The following is a 23143-nucleotide window of genomic DNA, read 5'->3' on the forward strand; positions in this document are numbered from 1 at the left end:
TTGAAAAAGTTCTCCCGAAGTAAGCGGACGGCTCGGTGTCAGATCATCATTGTTTTCCTGTGCTGTGGCTGTTGCTCCCACCATGGCAAGCATAGCCATTGATAAAATAATTTTCTTCATTGTTCCTTTTTTATTTGATGTTATTTTTTACTTATCATTTTCGATTGTTTTATTTGGACTGAACCAAGAAAAGGCGGTAGCCACCTTTGAGCGTTACCTTGATGGTGCGCAGCTTCTTTTGAAGCAGCTGACTTGCGCCCTGCATCACCCCACGGGCAGCCTCTGAGATAATCTGGTCTTTGGCAGAGGAAGCGAAGGTAAAGGATGTTCCCATTGAACCACCGATGTTCGCACCAACTTCCTTAAGCGCATTGATGTCCTCCGAACCTGGTATATACACGCCCTCCTGTCCGTCTGTGTCATATGCAGAGAGCTTGACGGCTATGATATGACCGTCCACCTCAATGCTTTTGATGAGTAGGTGCATACGGTTACCTTCAATCTTGGCGACTGCTATTAGTCGGCTCTGCCGTGGAATGTGCAGCCCCTCTACCTTGGCACTTTCCAGCAGACGAAGGACCACATTGTCACCCTCTTTAAGAACTGTAGTCCTGTCCACTACTACTTTGAGCGTATTGCGCATTGTAGGTACAGACGTGCTTGCAAGCGAATGAAAGCCCATATTACGAGCCTTCTTGCCGTATTCCTCCATAAAGTACACATCGCTCATAGGCTGATCAAGTGAGGATACTATCTGCCTACGCTCCGGCAGAACTTCCATTACAGGCTTCTCATTCTGCATGGTCTTGCCCTTAGCAGCGTCAGAGCCACCTGCTGTATCTTCCGTTTTTTTATTTCCTGCCGTCAGACCATTATTGAAGGTAGGTGGAGTTGATGCTTTAGGGAGATACTTCGCTGCCATCTGATAGCTCTTTTCCATCAAGGCAAGCTGCCGTTTCTCTTCATTGTCCTCCCTGCTGTCTTTGGCGGAGAGTTCCTTTTTAAGGTTATCAATCTCCGAGCGCAAGGCTTCACGCTCCTGCTCGTGTGGGTCGGGAGCGTAAAAAGAGTTTAAGAGCCGATTATTCTCCTCATAACGATGCATAGAACTTTCTATCTTTGCCGTAGAAGCAGCTGTCTCTGCACGCTGCGCCTCTGATGGAGCAGTATTTTCAGAAAATATTTTTCAAGAAATGTTAGAAAATATTATTTTGTCTTTTGCTGATTATAAAGAAAAATCATTACTTTTGTGTTCATTATTAACATCCTTAAATTTATAGGATATGAAGTCATCTAGACTTTTAAAATCTCTACAAATTGAGAGGAGTTTATTATCTTTGTACTGTAAAAACCAAGATAAACACTCCTCTCATGTACGAAGTACTGGACAGGCAAACGATAAAATCTGAAATCCTGCGCCACTTGCCTGTGTCAAAACGTGGTTATGCCTCAAAAAGTGACCTGGCGAAAGTTATTCAATGTATTTTCTACAAGTTGAGAACTGGTTGCCAATGGCAGATTATTTCTGTGTTTGCATAATGCCGTCTCCGTTAGCCGTGGGCAGAATGCCCTGCAACCATTCGCGTTGGCAGTTGTAAGCGTACATGCTTTCCGTCACCGTTGCCTTTGCATGCGTACACAGCACAATCTGCTTTGTCTTGTTTTCAGTAAGAAATTTAACATTATGAGTGCAGTTTTCGCCAACAATCGTCCACCCTGCCGCAAAAAATCGATTCTCGCGAAGGTTCGTTTTGATGCAAAAAGGGGTTAGTTGTACATGCTGGCAAAATGAATTTTTATTTAAACTGACCGCCACTAACACCCGTTTTTGGGCGATCTGCAGCAAAATGTAGTGCGTTTTGCTGCAAAACGCAGTGTAATATGCCGCAAAACGCAATGCGTTTTGGTGCTAAATGCAGTGCGTTTTGGTGCAAAATGCAAGGTGAAATGGTGCTAAATACAGGGCAAAATGCTGCTAAATGAAAGGTGAAAAGCATAAAAATACACCGTAAATGTATAAATAAAACCTTTTAGAACCGTTAAAAGCATGGCTGGAAAGGGCAAAATAGACACTGAAAAGTGGCATTTTAGGGGCTAAAAGTGGTTTTTGGGGCGTAAAAAATAATGAGTTGGCAAGCAATCTAGAAAGGCAAAATGGTGCAAAATGCAGGTTTTGCTCTTAAAAATAGACAAAGCAAGATACGTGAAAGGCAAGAAAAAGTAGCTTTTTGCCTACTTTTTAACCTGTTTTTTCGCTAGAACGGAGTGAAAATTAGAATCCGATTGTAAAATAAAAGACAATAATTTAAGTTTTTGAGTTGATGAGTCTTTGAGTTTGCAAGTTGGTGAGTTGATGTATTCGGGAGTTGTTGTTTTTTGTGAGTTTATGAGCCAAAGAATTGATTTGTCCTGCACTTCGTATATGATAGTAGGGTTTATCTTGGCTTTACGGTACAAAGACAATAAACCTCTCGTAATTTATAGGAATATTAAAAGTCAAGACGACCTCATTATTAAAATTTGTAACAATTCACCCACTTTGTAACTTTTCAGCAATAATGAACGTTGATTATCAACAACTTATAAACATAATGTTGTGGCAAAAAGGCTCGAAATGACATTATTTTACCAGAATTTGCATGTGTCTGTTTGTGTAACTTGTTGATAATCAATAATAGTTTATACGCCTTATTGCTGAATAGTTACCCCACTTTACAACCTATGTTCTCGCTAGAATGGAGTGGGAATTAGTTTGCTTGTGAGTTAATGTAGTCGTGAGTCGATGAGCTTGTGAACCTGTGAGTTGATGAGTTCTTGAGTTTGTAAGTTGGTGAATTGACATATTTGGGAGTTGTTGGGTTTTCGTGAGCCACAAGCCAGTGAGTTGATTTGTGGGACACTTCGTATATGGGAAGAGTGCTCATCTTATGTTGGCATCGAAAAGACAACAAACTCCTCACAATTATAGAAATAACAAAAGTCGAGACTGTTTCTATGATAAAATATGTAATTCAAGCGAAGAAAAATCCGCTGAAGAAAAACGAGATTAAGTATTATCCGCAAATGGCACCAACCACACCGATGTCGCTTGCGCAGATAGTAAAGCGTGTGGAAAACGTTCGACCGTTTCAAGTGCTGACGTTAAAGCCGTTTTAGATGCTTTGCAAATACGAGGTTATGGAGGCATTAGAAAATGGTAATACAGTCCGACTTGATGATTTAGGTTCGTTCCGCCTCACAATGAAATCGCAAGGTGCTCCGACTGCAGCCGAGGCAAAGAAGAAAGGCGCACAACTTATCAAGCAGGTTAATGTACAATTTACGAAGAGTACAACTATGCGCGATACCCTTGATGCCCGAGAAGCCTAAACCAGAAGAACATTCTGGTCCAGATATAGACGAAAATTTTCATCCTTAAGTAGCTAAAATCGTTGGTTTAGTAACCCATTTAGATGTGCAAAATATTTTACTTCTGCACATCTTTTTTATGGCATTTCATAGTTAAAAATCCGTCTCGTAACTATCTGATTATCAATAGCCATCAGACAGGGAAAATTGTCCTATAAGAGAATTAAAATTGTCTTATAAGAGAATTTGAATTGTCCTATAAAACAATTTCAAGAGTCTTAGCATGGAATTTTAAAATTAGTTACCCGTTGGCGGAATTAATTTAGGGCATACTTAATTCTGCCGATGGGCTTGTTGTTAATGAAATTCACATACTGAAGAATGGTTAGTGCGCTGATTTTGGCAATGATTCTGGCGTACAAGCCACTCGTTATCTTGGCGTAATTTCTTATGGTGAGGAATTGGTCGGTGAGTTGTGAGAAAAGCGTTTCAATTCTCTTTCTTGCCTTGGCAAGTGGAATGAAAGTCGGTTTCCAATCCTTCTGGTTCACCCGATACGGGCATTCGAGTCTTATATGGGCGGTTTCGAACAGATCAAGTTGAACGTCATCTCCTATATATCCTTTGTCCCCGTAGATGCTGCAGTCATGATAAGACAATTTCACATCCTTCATGTAGTCGAGGTCAGGTATGCTTGCCTTGGACAGGTCATATGAGTGGATGACACCTGTTAACCCGCAGAGGGCATGCAGTTTATATCCGAAATAATATGTGTTTTGTGAAGCGCAGTAACCGAAGTCCGGAGCTTGTGAAAAGTCCCCAGTACGTCCCATCTTGCACCGTTTCCCTCTTGCCACCCGACACACCCCTGTTGGCTTGGAGTCGACAAAGAACTGTTCTTCTTCCCCGTCCATTTCCATGGCAATCCTTTTGCGTATCTCTTCGCATAAGCCTGCTGTTTTCTTACGGCGGTCATTGAACTGCCTTCTTGATATGAGATTGGGGAAATTGCTTTTGTGTTCTTGCAACCGGTAGTCAAACAACCATTTCTCACTGTCAATACTTTCGGCCTCAGCCGTCAGCGATAATGCCACCACCTCCAAATCCGAGAACTTGGGTACTGGGCCACGACGTGGAATGTTGCCGCATTCATTGACGATATTTTGTGAGAATTGCTTGCATATCTCAAGGATTTTTACGAATTTTGTATAGAGGTTGTACATGCGATGATTTAAACTTAATTGGTTTACAACTACTAAGTTACTAAAAATCAACGACATGTGCAACTTTTTGTCTACATTTATTGATTTGATTTTATTCCGCCAACGGGTAATCTTTATGTTGATGCGTGGTGACAATGTGCCCCGCGCATCAATTTTTACAACTAAAAAGTAACTTAAAATTAAAAAGATGACGATAGATGATTTAAAAGAGATTATAAAGAAAAAGAAAAGTGCACCATTTCTTTTCTTGGGTTCGGGATTTACCAAACATTATTTGAATACACCTGATTGGGAAACGTTATTGTCTCACTTTTCTTCACAGCATATTAATGCATATTATACATCTCTCAATACAAAAGATTTGTCTAAAGTAGCTACAGAAATAGCGCAAGAATGTAATAAGAATTTCTGGGCTCTACCTGATGATGATGAATATAAGAAGTCTTTCCAAGATAAGGCTACCAATATAAGTAGCGTTTTGAAAGATAAAATAGCCAAATTCCTTGTTAAATACACTCTGGAAGAGCCAGATGAAAAGTATTCTGAAGAACTTGCTTTATTAAGCAAATTGAGTATTGATGGTGTGATTACAACTAACTGGGATGATTTTTGTGAACGTCAGTTTCCAAAATTTAATAGATACGTTGGACAAAAAGAGCTTTTATTTTCCAAATCTATTGTAAACATTGGCGAGATTTACAAGATACATGGTTGTATGCGTGAACCTGAAAGTTTGGTACTCACGCATGAAGATTATACCGATTTTAACAAGCGAAATGCATATCTTGCGGCAAAATTGATTACAATATTCATAGAGCATCCAATTGTCTTTATTGGGTACTCTATGAACGACAATAACATAAAAAGCATATTAACTTCTATTGTACAGTGTCTTGACCAAGACAAGATAGGCTTGCTACAAAATAACCTTTTCTTTGTAGAATGGAACAAGGATAACGATGCTGAAATGGAGGTGGAGAGATTTGATATGTTGATGAGTGAAGGTGTTACGCTTCCTGTTATTCGTATTAAAACACATGAGTTCAAACCTGTATATGAATGCTTAGCCACATTTGAACGCCAAATGTCTGCAGATATGTTAAGATTTTACAAACAGCAGTTTTATGAAATTATCTATTCAGAAAAACCTGAGAAGAAATTGTATGTTCTTCCCGAAAAAGAGATTGAAGCCAATAAGGACATTCAGTTTGTATGCGGATTCGGTACGATAGCAAAGTATCAATCTGCCGTTGGATATGTTGGTCTTGCCGTTACAGATATTTTTAGGGATGTTATTGCCGAACAATCCAAATATGAAAGCGAAATAGTATTAACGAAAACACTACCTAAACTCCGAAAAGGAAATATTAAATATCTACCGATTTATCGTTATCTACAAACGTTAGGTATCAATAACAATGAGCAATATGAGAATAATTCACTTGGAATAAATTTTCAATTGCTAAAATTAGATGACTTCCGTACCTACAACTTCTTTTCAAATGAAGAAAAGAAATATGATATACATACAGCAATCGATAGATTCCAAGATGTAAAGTGGAAAACTATGGCTTTAATTCCGTATCTTTCTATTGGTGAGGAAGACTTGGAAGTACTAAGGCAGTATCTTATAAGTAATTTCAATGATATTTTAGTAGTCAATAACAAGACCATTGGAAGTAACACTAAGTCCTACTTTAAAAGACTTATTTGTTTTTATGATTGGAAAAAATTTGGTTGGTAAATAAACCACTCAGATAGCTCATTTCAGGCATTATCCATATTTTTTTGGAGATTCCACTACGCCTATTACAAGACAGGCTATCTGACTGATGCCACAGAGATAGAGCACGACAACGAGAATGAGGACAGCCAGCAGTCCTCCTGCAAAGAGGAAGAGGTACTGTGCCTTCAAGCCCTTGAACTCCACCGTCCGGCCTACACCCTTGTTGATTTCCCAATTAGCCATATTTTTATAGGAAGAAGGAACGCAAGATGGTGGCAGCCACGATGAGGAAGATACACGCACCGAACCAAGAGGCTGCGGTCTTGCTCGTATCGGGGTCGCCACTTGAGAACTTATTGTACACTTTTATTCCTCCTATCAACCCCACTACCGCCCCTACGGCATAGATGAGTTTCGTGCCGGGATCGAAGTAGGAGGTTACCATTTTCGTTGCTTCATTGATTCCGGCAATGCCGTTGCCCTGTGCGTATGCTCCTATGGCGGTAGCCGTCAGCAGGATCAGCAGCATCATGATTTTCTTTTTGTCCATTGTTCTGTTTATTTTTAAGTTGTTAATGATAAGTCTTTGATGGGAGGAGACGGTGGAGCTGGCTCTATCTTATCGTATAGGATTGTTTTACCAGTGAGCCGCCCCAGCCTTGCTCCTTCCCTGCTTGCAATATGGATTGTTTTACAGATAGTAGGAAAGCGGCTTTTCTTCCATCGTTCCCTCGTTATTGTTTTCTTTGTCTGTTTCGGGGACAGAAGTCATTTTTGTATCATTCTCCTGCAACTCCGTTTCTTCGACCTTGCGGATGGCAGCGAGTAGCTTCTGATGGTCTTGCTCCTGTCCGAGTGCGACTTCTTTCATGTATTCCATGAGCTCTGTCCCTCGTATCGCTTGCAGCGTTTCATGAACGTCAGTTTCGCTTTCCTCATCGAGTGCATCGTCATTCCTGTGCCAACCGTTGACACGGATAATGTCCCTTGCGAGAATAGCGGACGGTGATACTTCGGGCAGAGAATCGTCTGCGATCAGGCTTTCACCTCGTCTGCCGATTTCCAATTCCAGTTCCTCACGGGCTATGGTGTCCTCATCTGGTTCGTCCATCGTGTAGTCGACATTCATCTCATTGTCGTCCTCCTCAGCGGTACTTCCTACCTTTTCGGTTGTATCCTGCCCTGTCGGGATATTTTGCCCTGCAAAAGTATCAGGATTTTCGGCTGAATTTTCAGACGGGGAAATGGCGGGAACTTCAGGGATAGACGAGGAAATGAAAGGCTTACTCCTACCTACCAAGATATGGCGGGCACTGTCTATTTGCTCTTGGGAAACAGAAGGCTTGGGACTTTCGCTGGGCCTGTTGTCTTTCTGTTTTGGGGTGTTCTTACCTGATAGAGCTGCTGAGTCTTGAAAAAGCCTCCAAAGGTATGCGGTACAGAGAAGCATCCATACTACACCCAAGAAAAGGAGAATATCTAAAAGAACAGTTTCCATATTCACAGGTATAAGGTGTTTTTTAATTTCTGCTTGTCTGCTATCTCATTAATAAGCTCCTGATGGGCTTTGAGGTGATTGGTAAGGATATTCTCTATGTAAGCCGTCAACGTCGTTTCCGCCTTTGTATCGCGGAGAACATTGCGGAGTATGGTTAAGGTCTCTGTGTTGATCGTGAACCCCGATTTGTTTCGGGACCGCCTTGGAATAAAGAACTTGGTTTTGTAATCCTCCCATTGTTCCTCTGTGCTCTGCAGCATAAAATCAGCAAGGTAATCAGCCCCTGTCAAATCCTTGCGGTCTTCCATGAGATGCTGAGTTCCGGACGCAGTTTTCTTTACCTGAGTGGGATTGTCCGTGTTGTCTTCCTTGGTGTTTCTGTCTCTTATGTAAACCTGAAAGAAAATGACACTGCAATATACAATCAGAAGAATATTGCTGAATACCAAGAATAAAATCAGAAAATCGATTGTTGTCATAATGCTATATTGTTATGGTTGTTTTACGCCGTTGTCTTGCCGTGGCATTGTTGAGCAATTCCTTATGCTCTCTGAGGTGTTCACGCAAAATGTTGTCTATGTAGGATGCCATCGAGACCCGTTCACCCAAGTCTTGCAGCACGTTCCTTAGTACCTGCAAGGTCTCCACGTTCATCGTGAAAGCTGTTTTTTCGCGGATACGGACAGCGTGGAAATAGCGTGTCCGGTAATCGTCCAATGAGAGCGCGGGAGTCTCATGCGGCACTTCTTTTGTCTTTTCCGCATTCGTTTCTTGGAGGACGGGAGTATTCCCTTGAACCGGCATAATCTTCTTCGCCTCTTGTTGCTCGTTTTCTTCATCCTCATCGGGTGGGTCGAAGGCAAGTGTGTCCTTGGGCTTTCCTTTCATCACGCCGTCCTCCGACATCTCCTTGAGCTTGGCTTCCAAGATTTTTCTCCGTTCGTCAATCCGTGCCATTGCTCGCCTCCTTCTTTAGTCTGATATGCGTAAGCAGGCTGTCAATCATCTCATCCAGCCCCGTGCCGGCACGCAGGGCTCTGCTTGGCGCAAGGTAGGTGGAACGGAATGTTCCACGGAAACCGTATTGTTCCAGCTCGTGACTGAAACGGTGGGCGGCATAGACATGCTCGTCAAACAGCGTGTAGCCCTCGTTCCTGATGTATTCGCTGTATTTTTCTATCAGCGTACTCTTCACCCGTCTGTCCACCTTGTTCCAAAGGAGCATGACGTCCTTAATGCGTGCCCCCGTCATCGACACGCCCAAGTCCTGCATGGTCTTGGCATAGGCAAGGCAGGAGACCATTGACTGCACATCTGCCTCGATGGGTGAAAGGATATAGTCCATTTCAAGTGAGAGTTCCAGAAGGTCGCTCGTCCCCGCATGCCCGGGAAAGTCGAAAGCCACCAGGTCAAAGCGTTTCTTTGGGTTCTTGCAGATGTGTTCGGCAGCCTTGGCGATGGCGCTCTTCGGGTCGGCCTTAAGCACACGGTAGGAGACACGCCCCAGTGCAGAGAAATAGTCGTTCATCTGCTGGGAAACCAAGGGATCACCCTCAACAAAGGTCTTTTCCCTTTGGCGGAGCTTGTAAAAGGAATCCTGTGACAGGTCGCAGTCCACGATGAAGAGTTCGATGCCTTTCTCATAATAGAGGATGCTGCTGACGATTTCTGCCAGCGTGCTTTTTCCGACACCTCCCTTCTGGGAGGAAAAGCCCAGAAAAATGGGCGATGTGTTTGTCTGTTCCATTGCGATAGATATTTTTATTTGTTGAACTGTCTTTTGAGCGATATGCCGTTTGGACGTTTGATAGTTCGATAGAACCATCGACAGTTTGTTTTATAGTTTGTCTTGCCGATCTGTCGGTCATTTGACTTATCAATCATTTGTTCTATCAACCATTCGGTTTGTCGAGAGTTCGAGAAATCTACATCTCGAAATGTCGAACTATCGATAAATCGAACAATCTGTTTCCCGAACTTTTTATCGTCCTTTTGAACGTTTGTTCGAGCGATTGTCCGCTCGTTCTGTCTGCAAAATAAAAGCTTTTTCGATAGATTTTTCTATGCCTGTGAAGTATAGGGAAATGAAAGGAAAAAGAGGGAATATTACTGATAATGAGATATTTGGAAATCCGCCGTAACTTTGCAGGCGGATAGAGCACATGGAGGTAAACTACCCGAAGCGGACACCCTTACAGGTGGATGCTTCCATCGCATCAGCTCTTGATATTGGCAAGGTGTGTCTTTGTGACACAAACCGCCGTTTGTACCACAAAGACCCTTGCCCCGAAGGGGAGATGAATTACTCCAAAGTCGTAATTAAGAAAACAGAACAGATATGAAAAAGGACACGGAACACGGTTCAGAACGAAAACAAGCGGAAAAGCCACGTTGGGACAACTGGCATGTACGCCTTCCTAACCCGAAGGACCAACAAAGGGCGATTGATTTGTTTCAGCGTTCGGGCGCAGAAACCAAGTCGGATTTCGTGCGTGGACGTATTCTTGGTGAGCATTTCAAGGTGATTACGGTGGATAAATCTGCCGTGGAATATTACCGCAAACTCTCAGAACTGACAGCACAGATTCATAAGATTGGCGTGCTGTATAACCAGACCGTGCGTGCCATCAACAGCTATCACAGCGTGAAAACCGCACAGATACTGCTTGAGAAGTTGGAGAAATTGTCGGCTCAAATCATCGCCTTGCAGGAGCAGGCTATCAATTTAACCATTGATTATAGAAAGAAGAAGTATTGAGAATTTAGTTAGAAAAATGATAGCAAAAATTTCAGCAACGGAGAACCTTGGAGGTGCACTCGGCTACAACTTCAAGAAGGTAGAGAAAGGAGAGGCGAGTATTCTTCTTGCTGCTGAGTTGTATCAGAGCAAGGAAGGTCGTTATGCGATGGAGGATGTACTGGCCGACATGGAGGCATTGATGCCGAAGGTATGCCGAACGAAGAAAACGGTGTTCCATTGTTCCCTTAATCCGCATCCGGACGAGAAGCTCTCAGATGAAACACTCACGCAGATTGCCAAGGAGTATATGGAGGCACTCGGCTATGGCAACCAACCCTATATCGTCTTCAAGCACAGCGACATCGCCCGTGAGCATATACACATCGTATCACTTCGAGTGGACAGCCGTGGACAAAAGATTAACGACAAGTTTGAAAAGCGAAGGAGCAAGCAGATTACCGATGCCTTGGAAAGGAAGTATAACCTCATCCTAAGTTCAAAGGTTACTGACAAAGCGATGAAAGAAACGCCCAAGATTGATACCACCCAAAGAAATATCAAGGAGCAAGTGGCAAACATTGTCCGCATGGTGCTGAAGCATTATTGTTTCTGTTCCTTGGGCGAACTGAACGCCATCCTTTCTGCATACAACCTTACCGTAGAGGAAATCAGAACAGAGTTTCGGGGAAAGAAATATGACGGACTTGTCTATGTTCTGACTGATGGCAAGGGTAACAAGGTAAGCACACCCATCAACGCATCGGACATCGGTCGTGGTGTGGGTTATACTGCTGTACAGAACAGGATGCAGAAGTCGAAACAAGCTATCAAACCATTGATATCAATCATAAGGTACAGGGTGTTACAAGCTATGCGCACCTCTCCTCAAACAGAGAAAGACCTGCGGAGCAGATTGGAGGAACAAGGCTTGCGTGTGTTTATCCGAAAGAACGAAAGCGGGCGCATCTATGGCATCACCTTCATTGACGACAAGGAGGGCGTTGCGCTCAATGGCTCACGCTTGGGCAAAGGATATGCTGCCAATATATTCAATGGTTATTTCTCCAATCCAACGGACAACCCATTCTTGGACGAGACGCTGTACGGCTGTCCGTCTGTCCGTTTGGATCAATCTGCAACCGTTCACCCTTCGCAGCTAAATACGGAGGAAAGCGACAACCTTGTCGATGAACTTATCGAGGATATAGCAGATGGTTCATTCCTATCTACGGGCAACGATGATTGGAAGGAGGCGGCGTGGCAGCGTAAGCTCCGAAAACTAAGTAAGGTAAATATTAGACGAAGAAAACGTTAAATAAATGAGCATTTCCAACTCCCTTCTCCTTTTCTTCCCTTTGGTCAGAGACCGTTGGTTCGGAGGGGTTGGAGGAGGCTACAAAAAATAGCATTATGGCACAGGAAGATGATTTAAGGGCATTAGGAAAAGTCATGGACTTTATGAGAGGCATATCAGTGTTATTCCTCCTCGTTAACTGTTATTGGTTCTGTTACGAGGCATTTCATGTCTGGGGTTTTACGCTTGGAATCATTGATAAGATACTGATGAATTTCCAGCGTACCACAGGATTGTTTTCGTCCATCCTCTGGACAAAACTCTTTTGTGTGGTATTTCTCGCTTTGTCCTGCCTTGGAACAAAGGGCGTGAAAGAGGAGAAAATCACGTGGCCGAAGATTTGGACAGTGCTTTTCTCCGGATTTGTCTTTTTCTTTCTCAACTGGTGGCTGTTGGCATTGCCCATCGGCAAGATTGGAGCGGCTTCGCTCTATATCTTTACGCTTTCCGTTGGCTATATCTGCCTGCTGATGGGTGGTGTGTGGATGAGCCGACTGCTCAAAAACAATCTGATGGACGATGTATTCAATACGGAGAACGAGAGCTTCATGCAGGAAACGCGATTGATGGAAAATGAATACTCTGTCAATCTCCCTACACGTTTTTACTATAAGAAGAAGTGGAACAAAGGTTGGATTAACGTGGTCAATCCATTTCGTGCCTCGATGGTGCTCGGAACTCCGGGTTCTGGTAAGTCCTACGCCATTGTGAACAACTATATCAAGCAGCAGATTGAAAAAGGCTTTGCCATGTATATCTACGACTACAAGTTCCCAGACCTTTCTGAGATTGCTTACAATCACTTGCTTCATCATTTGAATGCCTACAAGGTAAAACCACAGTTCTATGTCATCAACTTTGATGACCCAAGAAAGTCGCACCGCTGTAATCCCATCAATCCAGCCTTTATGACAGACATCTCAGATGCCTACGAGAGCGCCTACACCATTATGCTCAACCTTAACCGTTCGTGGATACAGAAGCAGGGGGATTTCTTTGTGGAGTCGCCAATTATCCTGTTGGCTGCCATCATCTGGTTCCTGAAAATCTATGAGAATGGGAAGTATTGCACATTTCCTCATGCGATAGAGTTTCTTAACCGTCCCTACGCACAGATATTCCCGATACTTACTTCCTACGATGAGCTTTCCAACTACCTTTCCCCTTTTATGGACGCATGGGAGGGTGGAGCACAGGACCAGTTGCAGGGACAGATAGCCAGTGCCAAAATACCACTGTCTCGTATGATAAGCCCTGCCCTTTATTGGGTGATGACGGGCGATGATTTCTCGCTCGACATCAACAATCCCAACGAGCCAAAGGTGTTGGTCGTAGGAAATAATCCCGACCGACAAAACATTTATTCTGCAGCACTCGGACTTTATAACAGTCGTATCGTGAAACTCATCAATAAGAAAAAGCAACTCAAATCGTCTGTTATAATAGATGAGTTGCCGACAATCTACTTCCGTGGATTAGATAACTTGATTGCCACAGCACGAAGCAATAAGGTAGCGGTGTGTTTGGGCTTTCAGGACTTCTCACAGCTCACCCGTGATTATGGCGACAAGGAAAGCAAGGTGATACAGAATACGGTCGGTAATGTCTTTTCCGGGCAGGTAGTGGGAGAAACAGCCAAGACACTTTCCGAGCGTTTCGGCAAGGTACTTCAGCAACGGCAGTCTATGACCATCAATCGCAACGATAAGTCCACTTCTATCTCCACACAGATGGATAGCCTTATCCCAGCATCGAAAATCAGCAATCTCACACAAGGTATGTTTGTAGGAGCAGTGTCCGATAACTTTGACGAGCGCATTGAGCAGAAAATTTTCCATGCTGAGATTGTGGTGGATAGTGCCAAAGTCTCTGCTGAAATGAAAGTTTATCAGTCTATACCCACTATCGCAGACTTCAAAAACGAAGATGGCTCCGATAATCTCAAAGAGACTATCGAAGCCAACTATAAACGTGTTAAACAAGATATATTATCCCTTGTTAGTTCTGAGATAGAACGAATAAAAAATAATCCACATCTTAGTCATTTGATATAGCCTATATAATACATACAAATATTAGCAAAGAATGTAAGACTATATTCGTTCAAAATCGTTTAGAGAGTCTCTTATTCCTCTAAAGGATAAAGAGAATAAGTCTTTTCACGCCTATTATTGTCATTTACACCCAACTTATAGAGAATACTCTTATCCCGAACTTGTATCATCAATAAAAGGTTCGCTATTTATTAGATTTGTAATTATTTTGACAAAATGTAGATTTAAAATTGATTTAGGATGAAAACAAAAAATGCAAATAATTCAATAGTTTTGTTGTCATACAGATCATCTGTAATTCTTATATCTTAATTGTTATTAGCTTTTGCATTCCAAACAAGAAGAGTTAGAATAACAGACATCAATGCAGCCCCAATCCAAAAGTAATTGATATATGTAAAATCATATACTTCAGAACCATTTACAAAATGTTTATGATCTTCTATCAGCCATCCACTCATAATATCTTGAACACCAGCTCCAATATAACTGGCTACTCCAACGACACCGAGTGCAGCACCTGCTGCATTCTTAGGTGCAAGGTCGACAGCCATCAATCCTCCAAGGAAACAAATCAATACACCTATACCTAAGCCAAAAAGCACCATGGCAATGACATCAATAATGAAATGCACACCAGGCACAAGCAGAAAGAGGCATAGAGCTACAACATTCAGCAGTCCAAAAACCAATGCAGGAACATTTCGAGAGCCCTTAAAGAGCTTGTCAGAGATAAGTCCTGAAGCAATGGTTCCAACAATACCGCATACCGAGCTAATGGAGATAATAAAGCTGGCATCCAGTGTTGAATAGCCTTTCATCGTTTCAAGATAGAAAACACCCCAGCTATTAACGGCATATCGGCTAATATACATGAAAGCTGAGCCTAAAGCCAGAACCCATATAGCAGGATTACGCAGGACAGCCTTTTGCGCTTTATTGAAATCGGTATTTCCTTTCTCATTATTCAATCTTTTCTGTTCCAACAAATAGCCATACTTCTGTGGCGTATCTTTCATACCAATTTGTATGACCATAAAATATGCGATACCTATCACGCCTGCACCAATCAATGCATAACGCCAGCCAAACTGCGTCGCAATGATTGCAATGGTAATGAAGGTGATTGCCTCACCGATGTTATGGCTGGCACTCCAAAAGCCATAGTAAGTGCCTCGGTTGCTACTGTCAAACCATCTTGACAGAGAGACTACACCCGAAGCAGCCCCCATGGATTGAAAGAACCCGTTGATGCCCCAGAACAACGCGAAAAGGAAAAAGGAATCGGTAAAACCGAGAATGAGGTTAACCAATGCCGAGACCAACAACCCCGTTACCATCAATCGTTTTACATTACTTCTGTCGGCAATAAAACCGTTACATAGCTTACCAATCGCATAAGTGAAGAAAAGGCAGGAACCGATAATTCCTATCTGTGTCTCTGACAGGAAGCCTTCCTCTACCATTGGTTTGCGGATGACATTCATGCTGAGTCGGCAAACATAATAGACCCCATAGCCCAACGTTGCGGTGAGAAAGGAAATGATGCGGACACGCTTGAACCTTTCTTTATCCGTCTCGGGCTTGTCGGTCGGAGACGGGATTTTATAGAATGAAAGTACTCTGTTAAAAAGTTCCATCAATCGTGTAGCTTACGTGAACGTAGGTATTCAATTAAATACTGTGGACGGTCGGTCTGAATAATTCGTGCACCAAGTTTATCGATAAGGTAGCCATAACCTTTATCGGGATTTTCCAAAGACATGTCATCGTCATGTCCACCAGCCATAGTATCCCAAAGGGTATTATACCAGATTAGCGCCTTTCCCTTGAGTTTTACAGGTAAAGACAGTGGAATGGTATTTGTGTCCTTCTTAAACAAAAGCTCAAAAGCAACCGGGTGCATATCACTGATAAACTTTTCAATTTGTTCAACTGCGTTTGGTTTATCAAGATCAACAATGGGCATATAAATCACTTCCTTAAGGTAATCACCATATTGCTTTTTTACCTCCTCGGCAGATTTGGTGCCCTTCATGACAATTTGTCTGGTCGTACCCGTTTCCTGCATTAATTTATACACTTGATCAAAATATCTGTCGGCCTTGTCAAGATTCAGCATCACTTTCCCTTTGGCATGCAGCAACGCCTCCTTCAATGTCGGTACACGATGAATTGTACGAATGTTGCAGCCGTTTTTCAAGTGTAAGGTCTTGATATAAGCCAAAGTCGTGTCTGCAATGAGTCCCTTTCCCGTAGTTGTCCTATCGAGTTTAGGGTCGTGCATTAGGATAAGCTGTCCGTCTTTTGTACGTTGCACATCTATTTCAACGATGTCAACTCCCATTTTAGCCGCATTATCAATGGCTTCGAGCGAGTTTTCACAGAAATTCCGCCAATCGCCACGGTGTGAAGCAACAATTACAGAGCGATTATCTCTGTTGAGTAGTTTCTGTCTGATTAAATCTGCACGGTTTTCGGCTGCTGTACTGAAAATGGCGACGGCCGAGAAAACGAGCAATAAGAGTTTCTTTTGCATATGAATTGAGGTTATAAGTTAAGGGATTATTGAATTCTGCCTGATGGTCTCTTGCTACCACCTATTAATCTTTATCAGATATTTCTTTAATAGCATAGGGTTGTCGCTGAAGATAATATCTGCTCCATGGTCGATTAGCCACCCGTAGCTGTTGTCGGGATTGGTAACCGCCATCTCGTCGTCGTGCCCTGCGTTAAACGTATCCCATAGTGAGTTAAGCCAAATACGATAGCCGGCCCTCTTGCACTCAGGGATTTTCTTGAGAATAGCGAAATCCTCGCGCGTGAAAGAGAAGCTCATCACGGGCGACGAATAGTTCTTGATGAAGTCTTCCAATCTTTTATTATCCGCGTCGCCCCCTTTGCAAACAAGCACGGGCATGAGCATGAGGCCGTTCAGGCTTTCTCCATAATTTCTTCTTGTCACCTCGCTGTTGTCAGTTGTCCGCAAGACAATCTGCCGTTCGCAACCATGCTTCTTCGCAAGTTCTGCCACTTGCTTTCCGTAAGGTTTCCATTTGTCTACTTGAATAAGTATCTTATCCTTTGCGAGCCGTAGTATCTCCTCGAAGGTCGGTATCTTTTGGCGGGTCTTCACACCAATGGGAGTTAACAGGTTAAGCTTCCGGAGCTCGTCCATCGTGTGGTCGGCCACCTTTCCAGAGCCTGTTGTCGTGCGGTCGAGGGTGTCATCGTGCATAATGACCAACACGCCGTCTTTTGTCATCTGGAGATCCACCTCGATACCGTCGAGACCTTCGTCAATACAATCTTGGAATGCTTGAACAGAATTCTCCGCCGAGTTACGCCAATTGCCACGATGGGCGAAAATCATCACATGTTTCGACTTGCCTTTATCGTGCATGTATTGAAGCAGCGTATCAACCCTGCATGTCTGTCCCACTGTCGCTGACGGAGTTGTCATAAGAAACAGTGCGACAATGCTTTTCTTAAAAAATTTCATAAACTTTCTTATTGATGAATTGATTATGTCCCAAAGCAAACATTGGCCAGCTTGCCTTGGAACTTTTTATATTAATCAAAGTTAGTACTATCCGTCCAGCCCGGATTTTGTGTCAGTATACCACCTGTCAGTACCCGCTCGCTTGCTGGGATAGGCCACAAATAGTCGCGGTTTTCATCCCAAGTGATGGCGATGTTGCTCAGGGCATGTATGTTCCCCGATGTGTTGTTGGTAAGTATAATGTCCTTGCCGATTTTGAATGCCGCCCCTTTGAAATCTCCCTTGGTTGTGGTGTATAGCAACACATCGTCCTTTCCATCTCCATTCATGTCGTATTCACCAGGACCGGGGAAGTAACAACCTTCGAATTCCTTGGTCAATTGTTGCCCTTCTTTCCAACGGAAGATATCCCACAAGCGGAATCCTTCCAATGCAAGCTCCACGGTACGCTCGCGTCTTATCTCCAAGATGACACCGGTGTTCGCACTTCTTGTGACATTCGGATAATATTGCAAGAGCAGATTGTCCGGATTGGAATTGGATACCGCCATATTCAAATGAGGCATACCGACTCTATCCCTTATTCTATTGATTGATTTATCCAAATCAGCCTGTGTCAAAGTGCCGAGCTCAGCCTTTGCCTCAGCAAAATTCAGATAAACTTCGGCTGCTCTAAAAAGCGGATAATCCGTGATGGCTTTGAGTGAACCGTCATAGGGCGAAGCATTCACATATTTTATCGGTCGGTAACCTGTTAAAGCACTGAGGTCATTAGCCGTCTCCTTCGTTGCCCCCACCTGAATATATCCGGGACAAAGTACGGTCTGTGCCATGCGCGGGTCCCTGTTTCGGGTTTCTGCTGCATAGTCCATCGTCCTCCAGCCTGCCTGATCCTCGAAACGTGTTCCGTCAGCCATCAAATAATGATTCATAAATCGCTTTGTAAAGCTTTGGCGATAGATGATGATGTTGAAAGGAATGCTGTGGCGCACATTTGCAGTATTGCTGTGTCTTTTTGCCAGTATAATTTCATCACCGACAGCGTCAATGCTATTGAACAATGTCCGATAGGGTTCGGCCCCATTGGTGTAGAGCCTATAGCCACTATTATCAATGAATTGCTCTCCGGCGGCTACAGCTTGTTTTAAGTATTTCTCAGCATCGTTCATGCCACGGTATTTGCGGAATGTTCCTTCATAGAGAGCCACACGACTCTTCAGTGCCAAAGCTGTCCATTTGGTTACACGCACCTGATCTTTCTTTGTTGGGAGCATTCCAATGGCTTTCTCTAAATCCTGCATCACTGAATCCATAATGATTTCCCTGTCTTGACGCGGCTTAGCGAGCAACTTGTCGTCATTAAAGTTCAGTACTTGATCATACCATGGAACATCACCATAGCGTTTCACCTTATCAAAATAGAAATAGGCACGGAAGAAATAGGCTACCCCATCATACTGCTTTCTTACATGCTCGTCAGGACATTGATTGGAGTGCTGGAGATAATAGTTGATATCTCTCAAGCGTTCCCAAGTCCATCCGTTTTCGCTTGCGGCACTGCGTTGTCCCATCAGTGTCTCACCCAATTCAGAACTGATATTGTCATCGGCATTCTGTTTGGCAAGGTCGTCAACATCGGGAAACAAGCTATAAAAATGGTTTGTCCACAACTCGAGCTGCGGCTCGTTCTTGAAATACGTTTTCGGACTAAGCGTATCTTCTGGAGCCAAATCCAAGTTACAAGAAGAAAAAACGAACAAGCCCAATAAAGTCAGGCTACTGAAAAGATTATTTTTATTCATGATGATACAAGTTTAAAAAGTTATGTCTGCTCCTACAGATATGGATTTAGAGAATCCGTAACCCACACCAGACTTACTTTGGTAGGTAGAAGTACTGTTCACCAGTTCTGGGTCAACAGCCTTTGTATATTTCTTCATCGGCGACCAATAAAACAAGTTCTCACAAGCCACGTAGACTCTTGCCTTCTTTAATATTTTATTATTCTTGATGGGCAAGGTATAACCTATGGAAAGATTCTTGAGCCGCAAATAAGCTGCATTTTGTAAATACCGGTCGTTATACACGTTGAGTGCACCTGCACTGTAGGCTTGGTTACCACGTGGTCGGGGGAAGTATGCGTCGGGGTTAGCCTCCGACCACACTTTACTTTCAAAGTCAGTTGGGATGAAAGAGACTGACGGCAAGGAATAAGGCCCCCAGAAGGTGTAGGCATATTGGGTTGGATACCAATTCTGCTTACCGACACCTTGGAAGAACACCGAGAAGTCAATGCCTTCATATTCTGCTCCTAAGCGGAAAGAATAAGAGTATCTTGGCAGATTATTACCGATGATACGCTTGTCACCGGGGTTATTGACCGTTCCAGAGCCCTCCGATATGACATTGTCACCATCTAAATCCAGAAACTTCACGTCGCCGGCACGAAGACGGTTGTCTGTTTTTGAGTTATAGACTCTGTTGTTTACCGCTTTGTCGTTTATTCTTGCTTGATATTGGGCTGCTTCATCATCAGACTTAAACAGGCCGCCAACTTTATAGCCCCACATGTCGCCCAATGTCATGCCCTCATAATAATCGGATATGAGTTTGTTGGGATTGTCAAACTTAGTAATCGTAGACTTATAGTCGCCTATGGTTGCCGACACATGATAACGTAAAGGTCTGCCTGCAACCTTAAACTGATCGTTCCAGCCAACATATAATTCCCAACCATTCGTACGTAAATCTGCACAATTGGCTTTGGGGGCCTCTGCACCGAAGACAGCGGGTAGTGTCAGTGAATGAGTGAGCATGTCCTTCGTATATCTGATGAAATAATCGGCAGTAACTGTCAACCTGTTTCTCAAGAATGCCAAATCGATACCAAGATTGTAGGTGGTTATCGTTTCCCATGTCAGGTTTGCCGACTTAGGATTCGAAACACTTGCGTAATAAGCTCTATTGAGTCCATCAAAGGTATAGCTCATCGAATTGTCTGTTGAAATCTCGTCGAAATATGCATAAGTGTCAACCTGCTGGTTTCCGAGACTTCCCAATGAGAATCGTAACTTCGCATTATCCCAGAAACGATGGAGCGGTTCGAAGAACTTTTCATCACTCACTCTCCAGCCAAACGAAGCTGACGGGAAGAACCCCCATCTGTCATGGCTTGCAAAACGAGACGTACCGTCCCAACGACCACTTGCCTCGACAAGGTATTTGCCCATATAATCGTAGTTGAGACGACCGAAATAACCAAGCGTACGAAACGCATTGATCTCTTGTGTCGTAACGGTCTCTCCTGTGGCAATGCTCATGGAAGCCAATTCTTTGCTCAGCAAATCATTCTTGGTGACAGAGAGTTCGTTGCTACGATAATCTTCATATTGCATACCACCGACGGCTTTGAAGTTGTGTCGTTTGTCCCATGTGTGTTGATAGGTCCCGTATATGTTAAGGTTATGGTCACGGATATTGACGTGGGTTTCTTGATAATAGTCTTTTATCGTTCCAGACGTGAAAGTCTGCGTGACCCCTTCCTGTCGTGAATATTCAAAAGGCATGTCACGGTAGCTGCGCACACGGTTGCGGTCTTTATAGGCATATGAGAATGTGAATATCAATTCCTTGTTCACTTCCAAATCCAATTGGTTGGTAAGCACCAAGTCTTTGTTTGTACGCCGGTTCCTCGCTTCGTTTGCGGTCAGGAAACCGGCATGGCCCCCACCAAGGGGCGAATTGCCTGTCATCTGATTGATATATTGCACGATTGTCCCGTCAGGATTACGCGGAACAACATTGGGGAACAGATTATAACTGAGGAAATACAGCGTCTGCTGCTCGTCCTTGAAACCTGCATATTTGTATTCAGTCGTATTGAAATTGACATTCCCGGTATAGGTGAACAATTTATTCAGTTTTGCACTGAGCTTTCCACGAAATGAATAGTTGTGGTATTTGTCGTGATATATTTTGAAGATACCATCCTGATCCAGTATTCGTCCGCTTACAAAATAGTTCATTTTGTCATTACCGCCCGTGACGGATACATTGTGTTCGTTCTCCGGACGGGTTTGACGGAAGAAATAATTATACCAATCAAAGTTCGCATAATACATATAACGTCCTCGGTTATCCGTCATAACCCATGGCCGATTAGGGTTCTCCGTCTTGTCATTCCTTCGGTCCAGCAACATCTGCATGCCTTCGTCATCATAAGAAAGCCATTGCTTGTTGTTATAAGATTGGTAATATTTATTTACCAAAGACACATAGTCATAACCGTTGCGGATAAAATCGGTCGAGGTGGTGTTTCGTTTCCAGCCTATACGCCCGTTATACATAATGGTGGCTTTTCCTTGCATATCCTTACCTTTCTTGGTTGTGATAAGGATAACGCCCGAACTGGCTTTGGCTCCATAGATGGAAGAGGCAGACGCATCTTTAAGTATGGAGACAGACTCAATATCGTTAGGGTTGATTTGGTTGAGACTCACTTCCATGCCATCTGCCAATACAAGCGGGGTACCGCCATTGATAGAGGCCACACCACGAATGTCAACGGAATAGTCGGAGTCAAGTGAGCCCGAATTGAAAGTCAGGTTCACGGACGGATCGGCACCTTGCAATGCACCTGCAGATGTGGTGACAGGACGGTTACCGATGTCGTCAGCGCTAATGGTTGCCACTGCACCAGTAAGATTGCCACGTTTCTGCGTTCCATAGCCCACTACCACCACCTCGCTCAAGGCCTTACTGTCCTCTTGAAGAACTATTTTTGCAAGTTTGTGGTCTAAGGCCTTCAACGTAACGGGTTGAAAACCGATGTAAGATATTGAGATCTCGGCATTCTCGGGCACGTCTGCCAGAACATAGTTGCCATCAAGGTCCGTAAAGGCCCCATTGGTCGTGCCTTTGACCATTACTGTGGCGCCGATAATGGGATCGCCGGCGGCATCTGTGATTTTTCCTGAAACTTTTCTCTTGTTGTCGTTTGAAGATTTGGAGCGGTTCTTTGACGCTTTGGGGCGCACTGTCACGTAATTTCCGTCAATCTCATATTCGCAGTCGGCACTCTGCAGCACGAGCTTAAGCAAATCCAAGGCGTCCCCCTCTGTCTTAGAGACGGAGTGTGTGCGTGACATGTCTATCAATGTAGCGTTATAGACAATGCGGTACTTCGAGGCTTTCTCGATTTTTTCAAACGCTTGCTTTAGTGTCACTTTGTTCGTTCCCAAAGAGACTGTCTGGGCATGAACCGTCATGCAGCCTGCAAGAAAAGCCCCTGTGACAAGGGCCGAGAGTCTTCGTGTGTTCATAAACTTTGACTTTTGATTGTTGGTTTTCTTTTGTTTTTTGGGTTTTTATATTTCTAAAGACCTTAAAAGTTGCCGTTACACCCAACAGAAAATAAAAAATATCAAAAATAAGACCAAGAACCGTAAACCCGAATCCGTTTTTGAAAAGTCTGTCCGTATTGGACAAGCCTCCCGTCGCAGTCGACCTTGCCGAGAAATCAACCAAATCTATCCAAATATTCCAAATATTTTTATACATCAATATTTGTTCGATTTGTTTCGATTTTTTCGCTAACGCTCAACAACCCGTGTGTGATTTCTGCCTGCAGAGCACTCTTTTCCTTCGTCATTTATGCACACCGGTTGGGCAGACGCACGCCCCGTGCGTCCCTACATGC

General features: G+C 43.5%; 17 protein-coding genes and 3 pseudogenes. 5 read left to right on the top strand and 15 right to left on the bottom strand.

Going from position 1 to position 23143, the window contains the following annotated elements:
- The 3 genes and pseudogenes from F453_RS15515 to F453_RS0113190 form a co-directional block, all read right to left on the bottom strand.
- A pseudogene (locus F453_RS15515) lies at window positions 1-120 on the bottom strand (conjugative transposon protein TraN); the annotation flags it as partial.
- 49 nt (window positions 121-169) lie between these two features.
- The gene (gene traM, locus F453_RS14435; protein ID WP_081619184.1) at window positions 170-1183 is read right to left on the bottom strand and encodes a conjugative transposon protein TraM; all 1014 of its coding nucleotides are present in this window, start codon (window positions 1181-1183) and stop codon (window positions 170-172) included.
- Window positions 1184-1519: 336 nt separating this feature from the next.
- The gene (locus F453_RS0113190; RefSeq protein ID WP_081619185.1) at window positions 1520-1846 is read right to left on the bottom strand and encodes a hypothetical protein; all 327 of its coding nucleotides are present in this window, start codon (window positions 1844-1846) and stop codon (window positions 1520-1522) included.
- Window positions 1847-2994: 1148 nt separating this feature from the next.
- Between F453_RS0113190 and F453_RS16470 the strand changes: the two are divergent.
- Window positions 2995-3418 (top strand): annotated as a pseudogene (locus tag F453_RS16470) (HU family DNA-binding protein).
- 247 nt (window positions 3419-3665) lie between these two features.
- Here the strand turns inward: F453_RS16470 and F453_RS0113200 are convergent.
- Window positions 3666-4628 carry an IS982 family transposase gene (locus F453_RS0113200; protein ID WP_033404354.1) on the bottom strand — a complete coding sequence of 321 codons (963 nt, stop codon included), beginning with the start codon at window positions 4626-4628 and terminating at the stop codon, window positions 3666-3668.
- A gap of 130 nt (window positions 4629-4758) precedes the next feature.
- Between F453_RS0113200 and F453_RS0113205 the strand changes: the two genes are divergently transcribed.
- The gene (locus tag F453_RS0113205) at window positions 4759-6315 is read left to right on the top strand and encodes an SIR2 family protein (RefSeq protein WP_018968433.1); all 1557 of its coding nucleotides are present in this window, start codon (window positions 4759-4761) and stop codon (window positions 6313-6315) included.
- A 54-nt stretch (window positions 6316-6369) separates the two neighbouring features.
- On the opposite strand, the pseudogene F453_RS14445 reads toward F453_RS0113205, so the two are convergent.
- The 6 genes and pseudogenes from F453_RS14445 to F453_RS0113235 all read right to left on the bottom strand — a co-directional run.
- A pseudogene (locus tag F453_RS14445) lies at window positions 6370-6540 on the bottom strand (DUF4133 domain-containing protein); the annotation flags it as partial.
- A gap of 4 nt (window positions 6541-6544) precedes the next feature.
- Complete coding sequence (locus F453_RS0113215; protein ID WP_018968435.1) at window positions 6545-6847, bottom strand: DUF4134 domain-containing protein; 303 nt, start codon at window positions 6845-6847, stop codon at window positions 6545-6547.
- A gap of 141 nt (window positions 6848-6988) precedes the next feature.
- Complete coding sequence (locus tag F453_RS0113220; protein WP_018968436.1) at window positions 6989-7795, bottom strand: hypothetical protein; 807 nt, start codon at window positions 7793-7795, stop codon at window positions 6989-6991.
- A gap of 2 nt (window positions 7796-7797) precedes the next feature.
- Window positions 7798-8274, bottom strand: a complete 477-nt coding sequence (locus F453_RS0113225; protein ID WP_018968437.1) for a DUF3408 domain-containing protein — start codon at window positions 8272-8274, stop codon at window positions 7798-7800.
- A gap of 4 nt (window positions 8275-8278) precedes the next feature.
- Complete coding sequence (locus F453_RS0113230; RefSeq protein WP_018968438.1) at window positions 8279-8752, bottom strand: DUF3408 domain-containing protein; 474 nt, start codon at window positions 8750-8752, stop codon at window positions 8279-8281.
- On the bottom strand, window positions 8739-9542 hold the full coding sequence (locus tag F453_RS0113235; protein ID WP_018968439.1) for a nucleotide-binding protein: 804 nt from the start codon (window positions 9540-9542) through the stop codon (window positions 8739-8741). Before F453_RS0113235 ends, F453_RS0113230 begins: the two co-directional genes overlap by 14 nt.
- A gap of 591 nt (window positions 9543-10133) precedes the next feature.
- Between F453_RS0113235 and F453_RS0113245 the strand changes: the two genes are divergently transcribed.
- From F453_RS0113245 to mobC, 3 genes are all read left to right on the top strand, one after another.
- Complete coding sequence (locus F453_RS0113245; protein WP_004364214.1) at window positions 10134-10553, top strand: plasmid mobilization protein; 420 nt, start codon at window positions 10134-10136, stop codon at window positions 10551-10553.
- Window positions 10554-10569: 16 nt separating this feature from the next.
- A complete protein-coding gene (mobB, locus tag F453_RS0113250; RefSeq protein WP_004364212.1) occupies window positions 10570-11850 on the top strand; it encodes a conjugal transfer protein MobB in 1281 nt (426 codons plus the stop codon).
- 95 nt (window positions 11851-11945) lie between these two features.
- A complete protein-coding gene (gene mobC / locus F453_RS0113255; protein WP_004364211.1) occupies window positions 11946-13943 on the top strand; it encodes a conjugal transfer protein MobC in 1998 nt (665 codons plus the stop codon).
- Window positions 13944-14251: 308 nt separating this feature from the next.
- Here mobC and F453_RS0113260 read toward each other — a convergent pair whose 3' ends face one another.
- The 5 genes from F453_RS0113260 to F453_RS0113280 form a co-directional block, all read right to left on the bottom strand.
- Window positions 14252-15583 (bottom strand): MFS transporter, encoded by a 1332-nt coding sequence (locus tag F453_RS0113260; protein ID WP_018968442.1) that lies wholly within the window; start codon window positions 15581-15583, stop codon window positions 14252-14254.
- Window positions 15583-16482, bottom strand: coding sequence for a glycerophosphodiester phosphodiesterase family protein (locus F453_RS0113265; RefSeq protein ID WP_004364207.1), 900 nt, complete (start codon window positions 16480-16482; stop codon window positions 15583-15585). Before F453_RS0113265 ends, F453_RS0113260 begins: the two co-directional genes overlap by 1 nt.
- A 54-nt stretch (window positions 16483-16536) precedes the next feature.
- Entirely contained in the window at window positions 16537-17445 is a 909-nt protein-coding gene (locus F453_RS0113270; RefSeq protein ID WP_018968443.1) for a glycerophosphodiester phosphodiesterase family protein, read from the bottom strand.
- Between the two features lie 71 nt (window positions 17446-17516).
- Window positions 17517-19247 (bottom strand): RagB/SusD family nutrient uptake outer membrane protein, encoded by a 1731-nt coding sequence (locus F453_RS0113275; protein ID WP_018968444.1) that lies wholly within the window; start codon window positions 19245-19247, stop codon window positions 17517-17519.
- A 12-nt stretch (window positions 19248-19259) separates the two neighbouring features.
- Entirely contained in the window at window positions 19260-22766 is a 3507-nt protein-coding gene (locus F453_RS0113280) for a SusC/RagA family TonB-linked outer membrane protein (protein WP_026292591.1), read from the bottom strand.
- Between the last annotated feature and the right edge of the window lie 377 nt (window positions 22767-23143).

The sequence above is a fragment of the Hoylesella loescheii DSM 19665 = JCM 12249 = ATCC 15930 genome (assembly GCF_000378085.1).
GTDB lineage: Bacteria > Bacteroidota > Bacteroidia > Bacteroidales > Bacteroidaceae > Prevotella > Prevotella loescheii.

Bases quoted from the DNA above. Each gene is read 5' to 3' on its own strand.
- F453_RS0113200 (WP_033404354.1), bottom strand. From the start codon at position 4,628: ATGTCGTTGATTTTTAGTAACTTAGTAGTTGTAAACCAATTAAGTTTA.
- F453_RS0113205 (WP_018968433.1), top strand. From the start codon at position 4,759: ATGACGATAGATGATTTAAAAGAGATTATAAAGAAAAAGAAAAGTGCA.
- F453_RS0113215 (WP_018968435.1), bottom strand. From the start codon at position 6,847: ATGGACAAAAAGAAAATCATGATGCTGCTGATCCTGCTGACGGCTACC.
- F453_RS0113220 (WP_018968436.1), bottom strand. From the start codon at position 7,795: ATGGAAACTGTTCTTTTAGATATTCTCCTTTTCTTGGGTGTAGTATGG.
- F453_RS0113225 (WP_018968437.1), bottom strand. From the start codon at position 8,274: ATGACAACAATCGATTTTCTGATTTTATTCTTGGTATTCAGCAATATT.
- F453_RS0113230 (WP_018968438.1), bottom strand. From the start codon at position 8,752: ATGGCACGGATTGACGAACGGAGAAAAATCTTGGAAGCCAAGCTCAAG.
- F453_RS0113235 (WP_018968439.1), bottom strand. From the start codon at position 9,542: ATGGAACAGACAAACACATCGCCCATTTTTCTGGGCTTTTCCTCCCAG.
- F453_RS0113245 (WP_004364214.1), top strand. From the start codon at position 10,134: ATGAAAAAGGACACGGAACACGGTTCAGAACGAAAACAAGCGGAAAAG.
- mobB (WP_004364212.1), top strand. From the start codon at position 10,570: ATGATAGCAAAAATTTCAGCAACGGAGAACCTTGGAGGTGCACTCGGC.
- mobC (WP_004364211.1), top strand. From the start codon at position 11,946: ATGGCACAGGAAGATGATTTAAGGGCATTAGGAAAAGTCATGGACTTT.
- F453_RS0113260 (WP_018968442.1), bottom strand. From the start codon at position 15,583: ATGGAACTTTTTAACAGAGTACTTTCATTCTATAAAATCCCGTCTCCG.
- F453_RS0113265 (WP_004364207.1), bottom strand. From the start codon at position 16,482: ATGCAAAAGAAACTCTTATTGCTCGTTTTCTCGGCCGTCGCCATTTTC.
- F453_RS0113270 (WP_018968443.1), bottom strand. From the start codon at position 17,445: ATGAAATTTTTTAAGAAAAGCATTGTCGCACTGTTTCTTATGACAACT.
- F453_RS0113275 (WP_018968444.1), bottom strand. From the start codon at position 19,247: ATGAATAAAAATAATCTTTTCAGTAGCCTGACTTTATTGGGCTTGTTC.
- F453_RS0113280 (WP_026292591.1), bottom strand. From the start codon at position 22,766: ATGAACACACGAAGACTCTCGGCCCTTGTCACAGGGGCTTTTCTTGCA.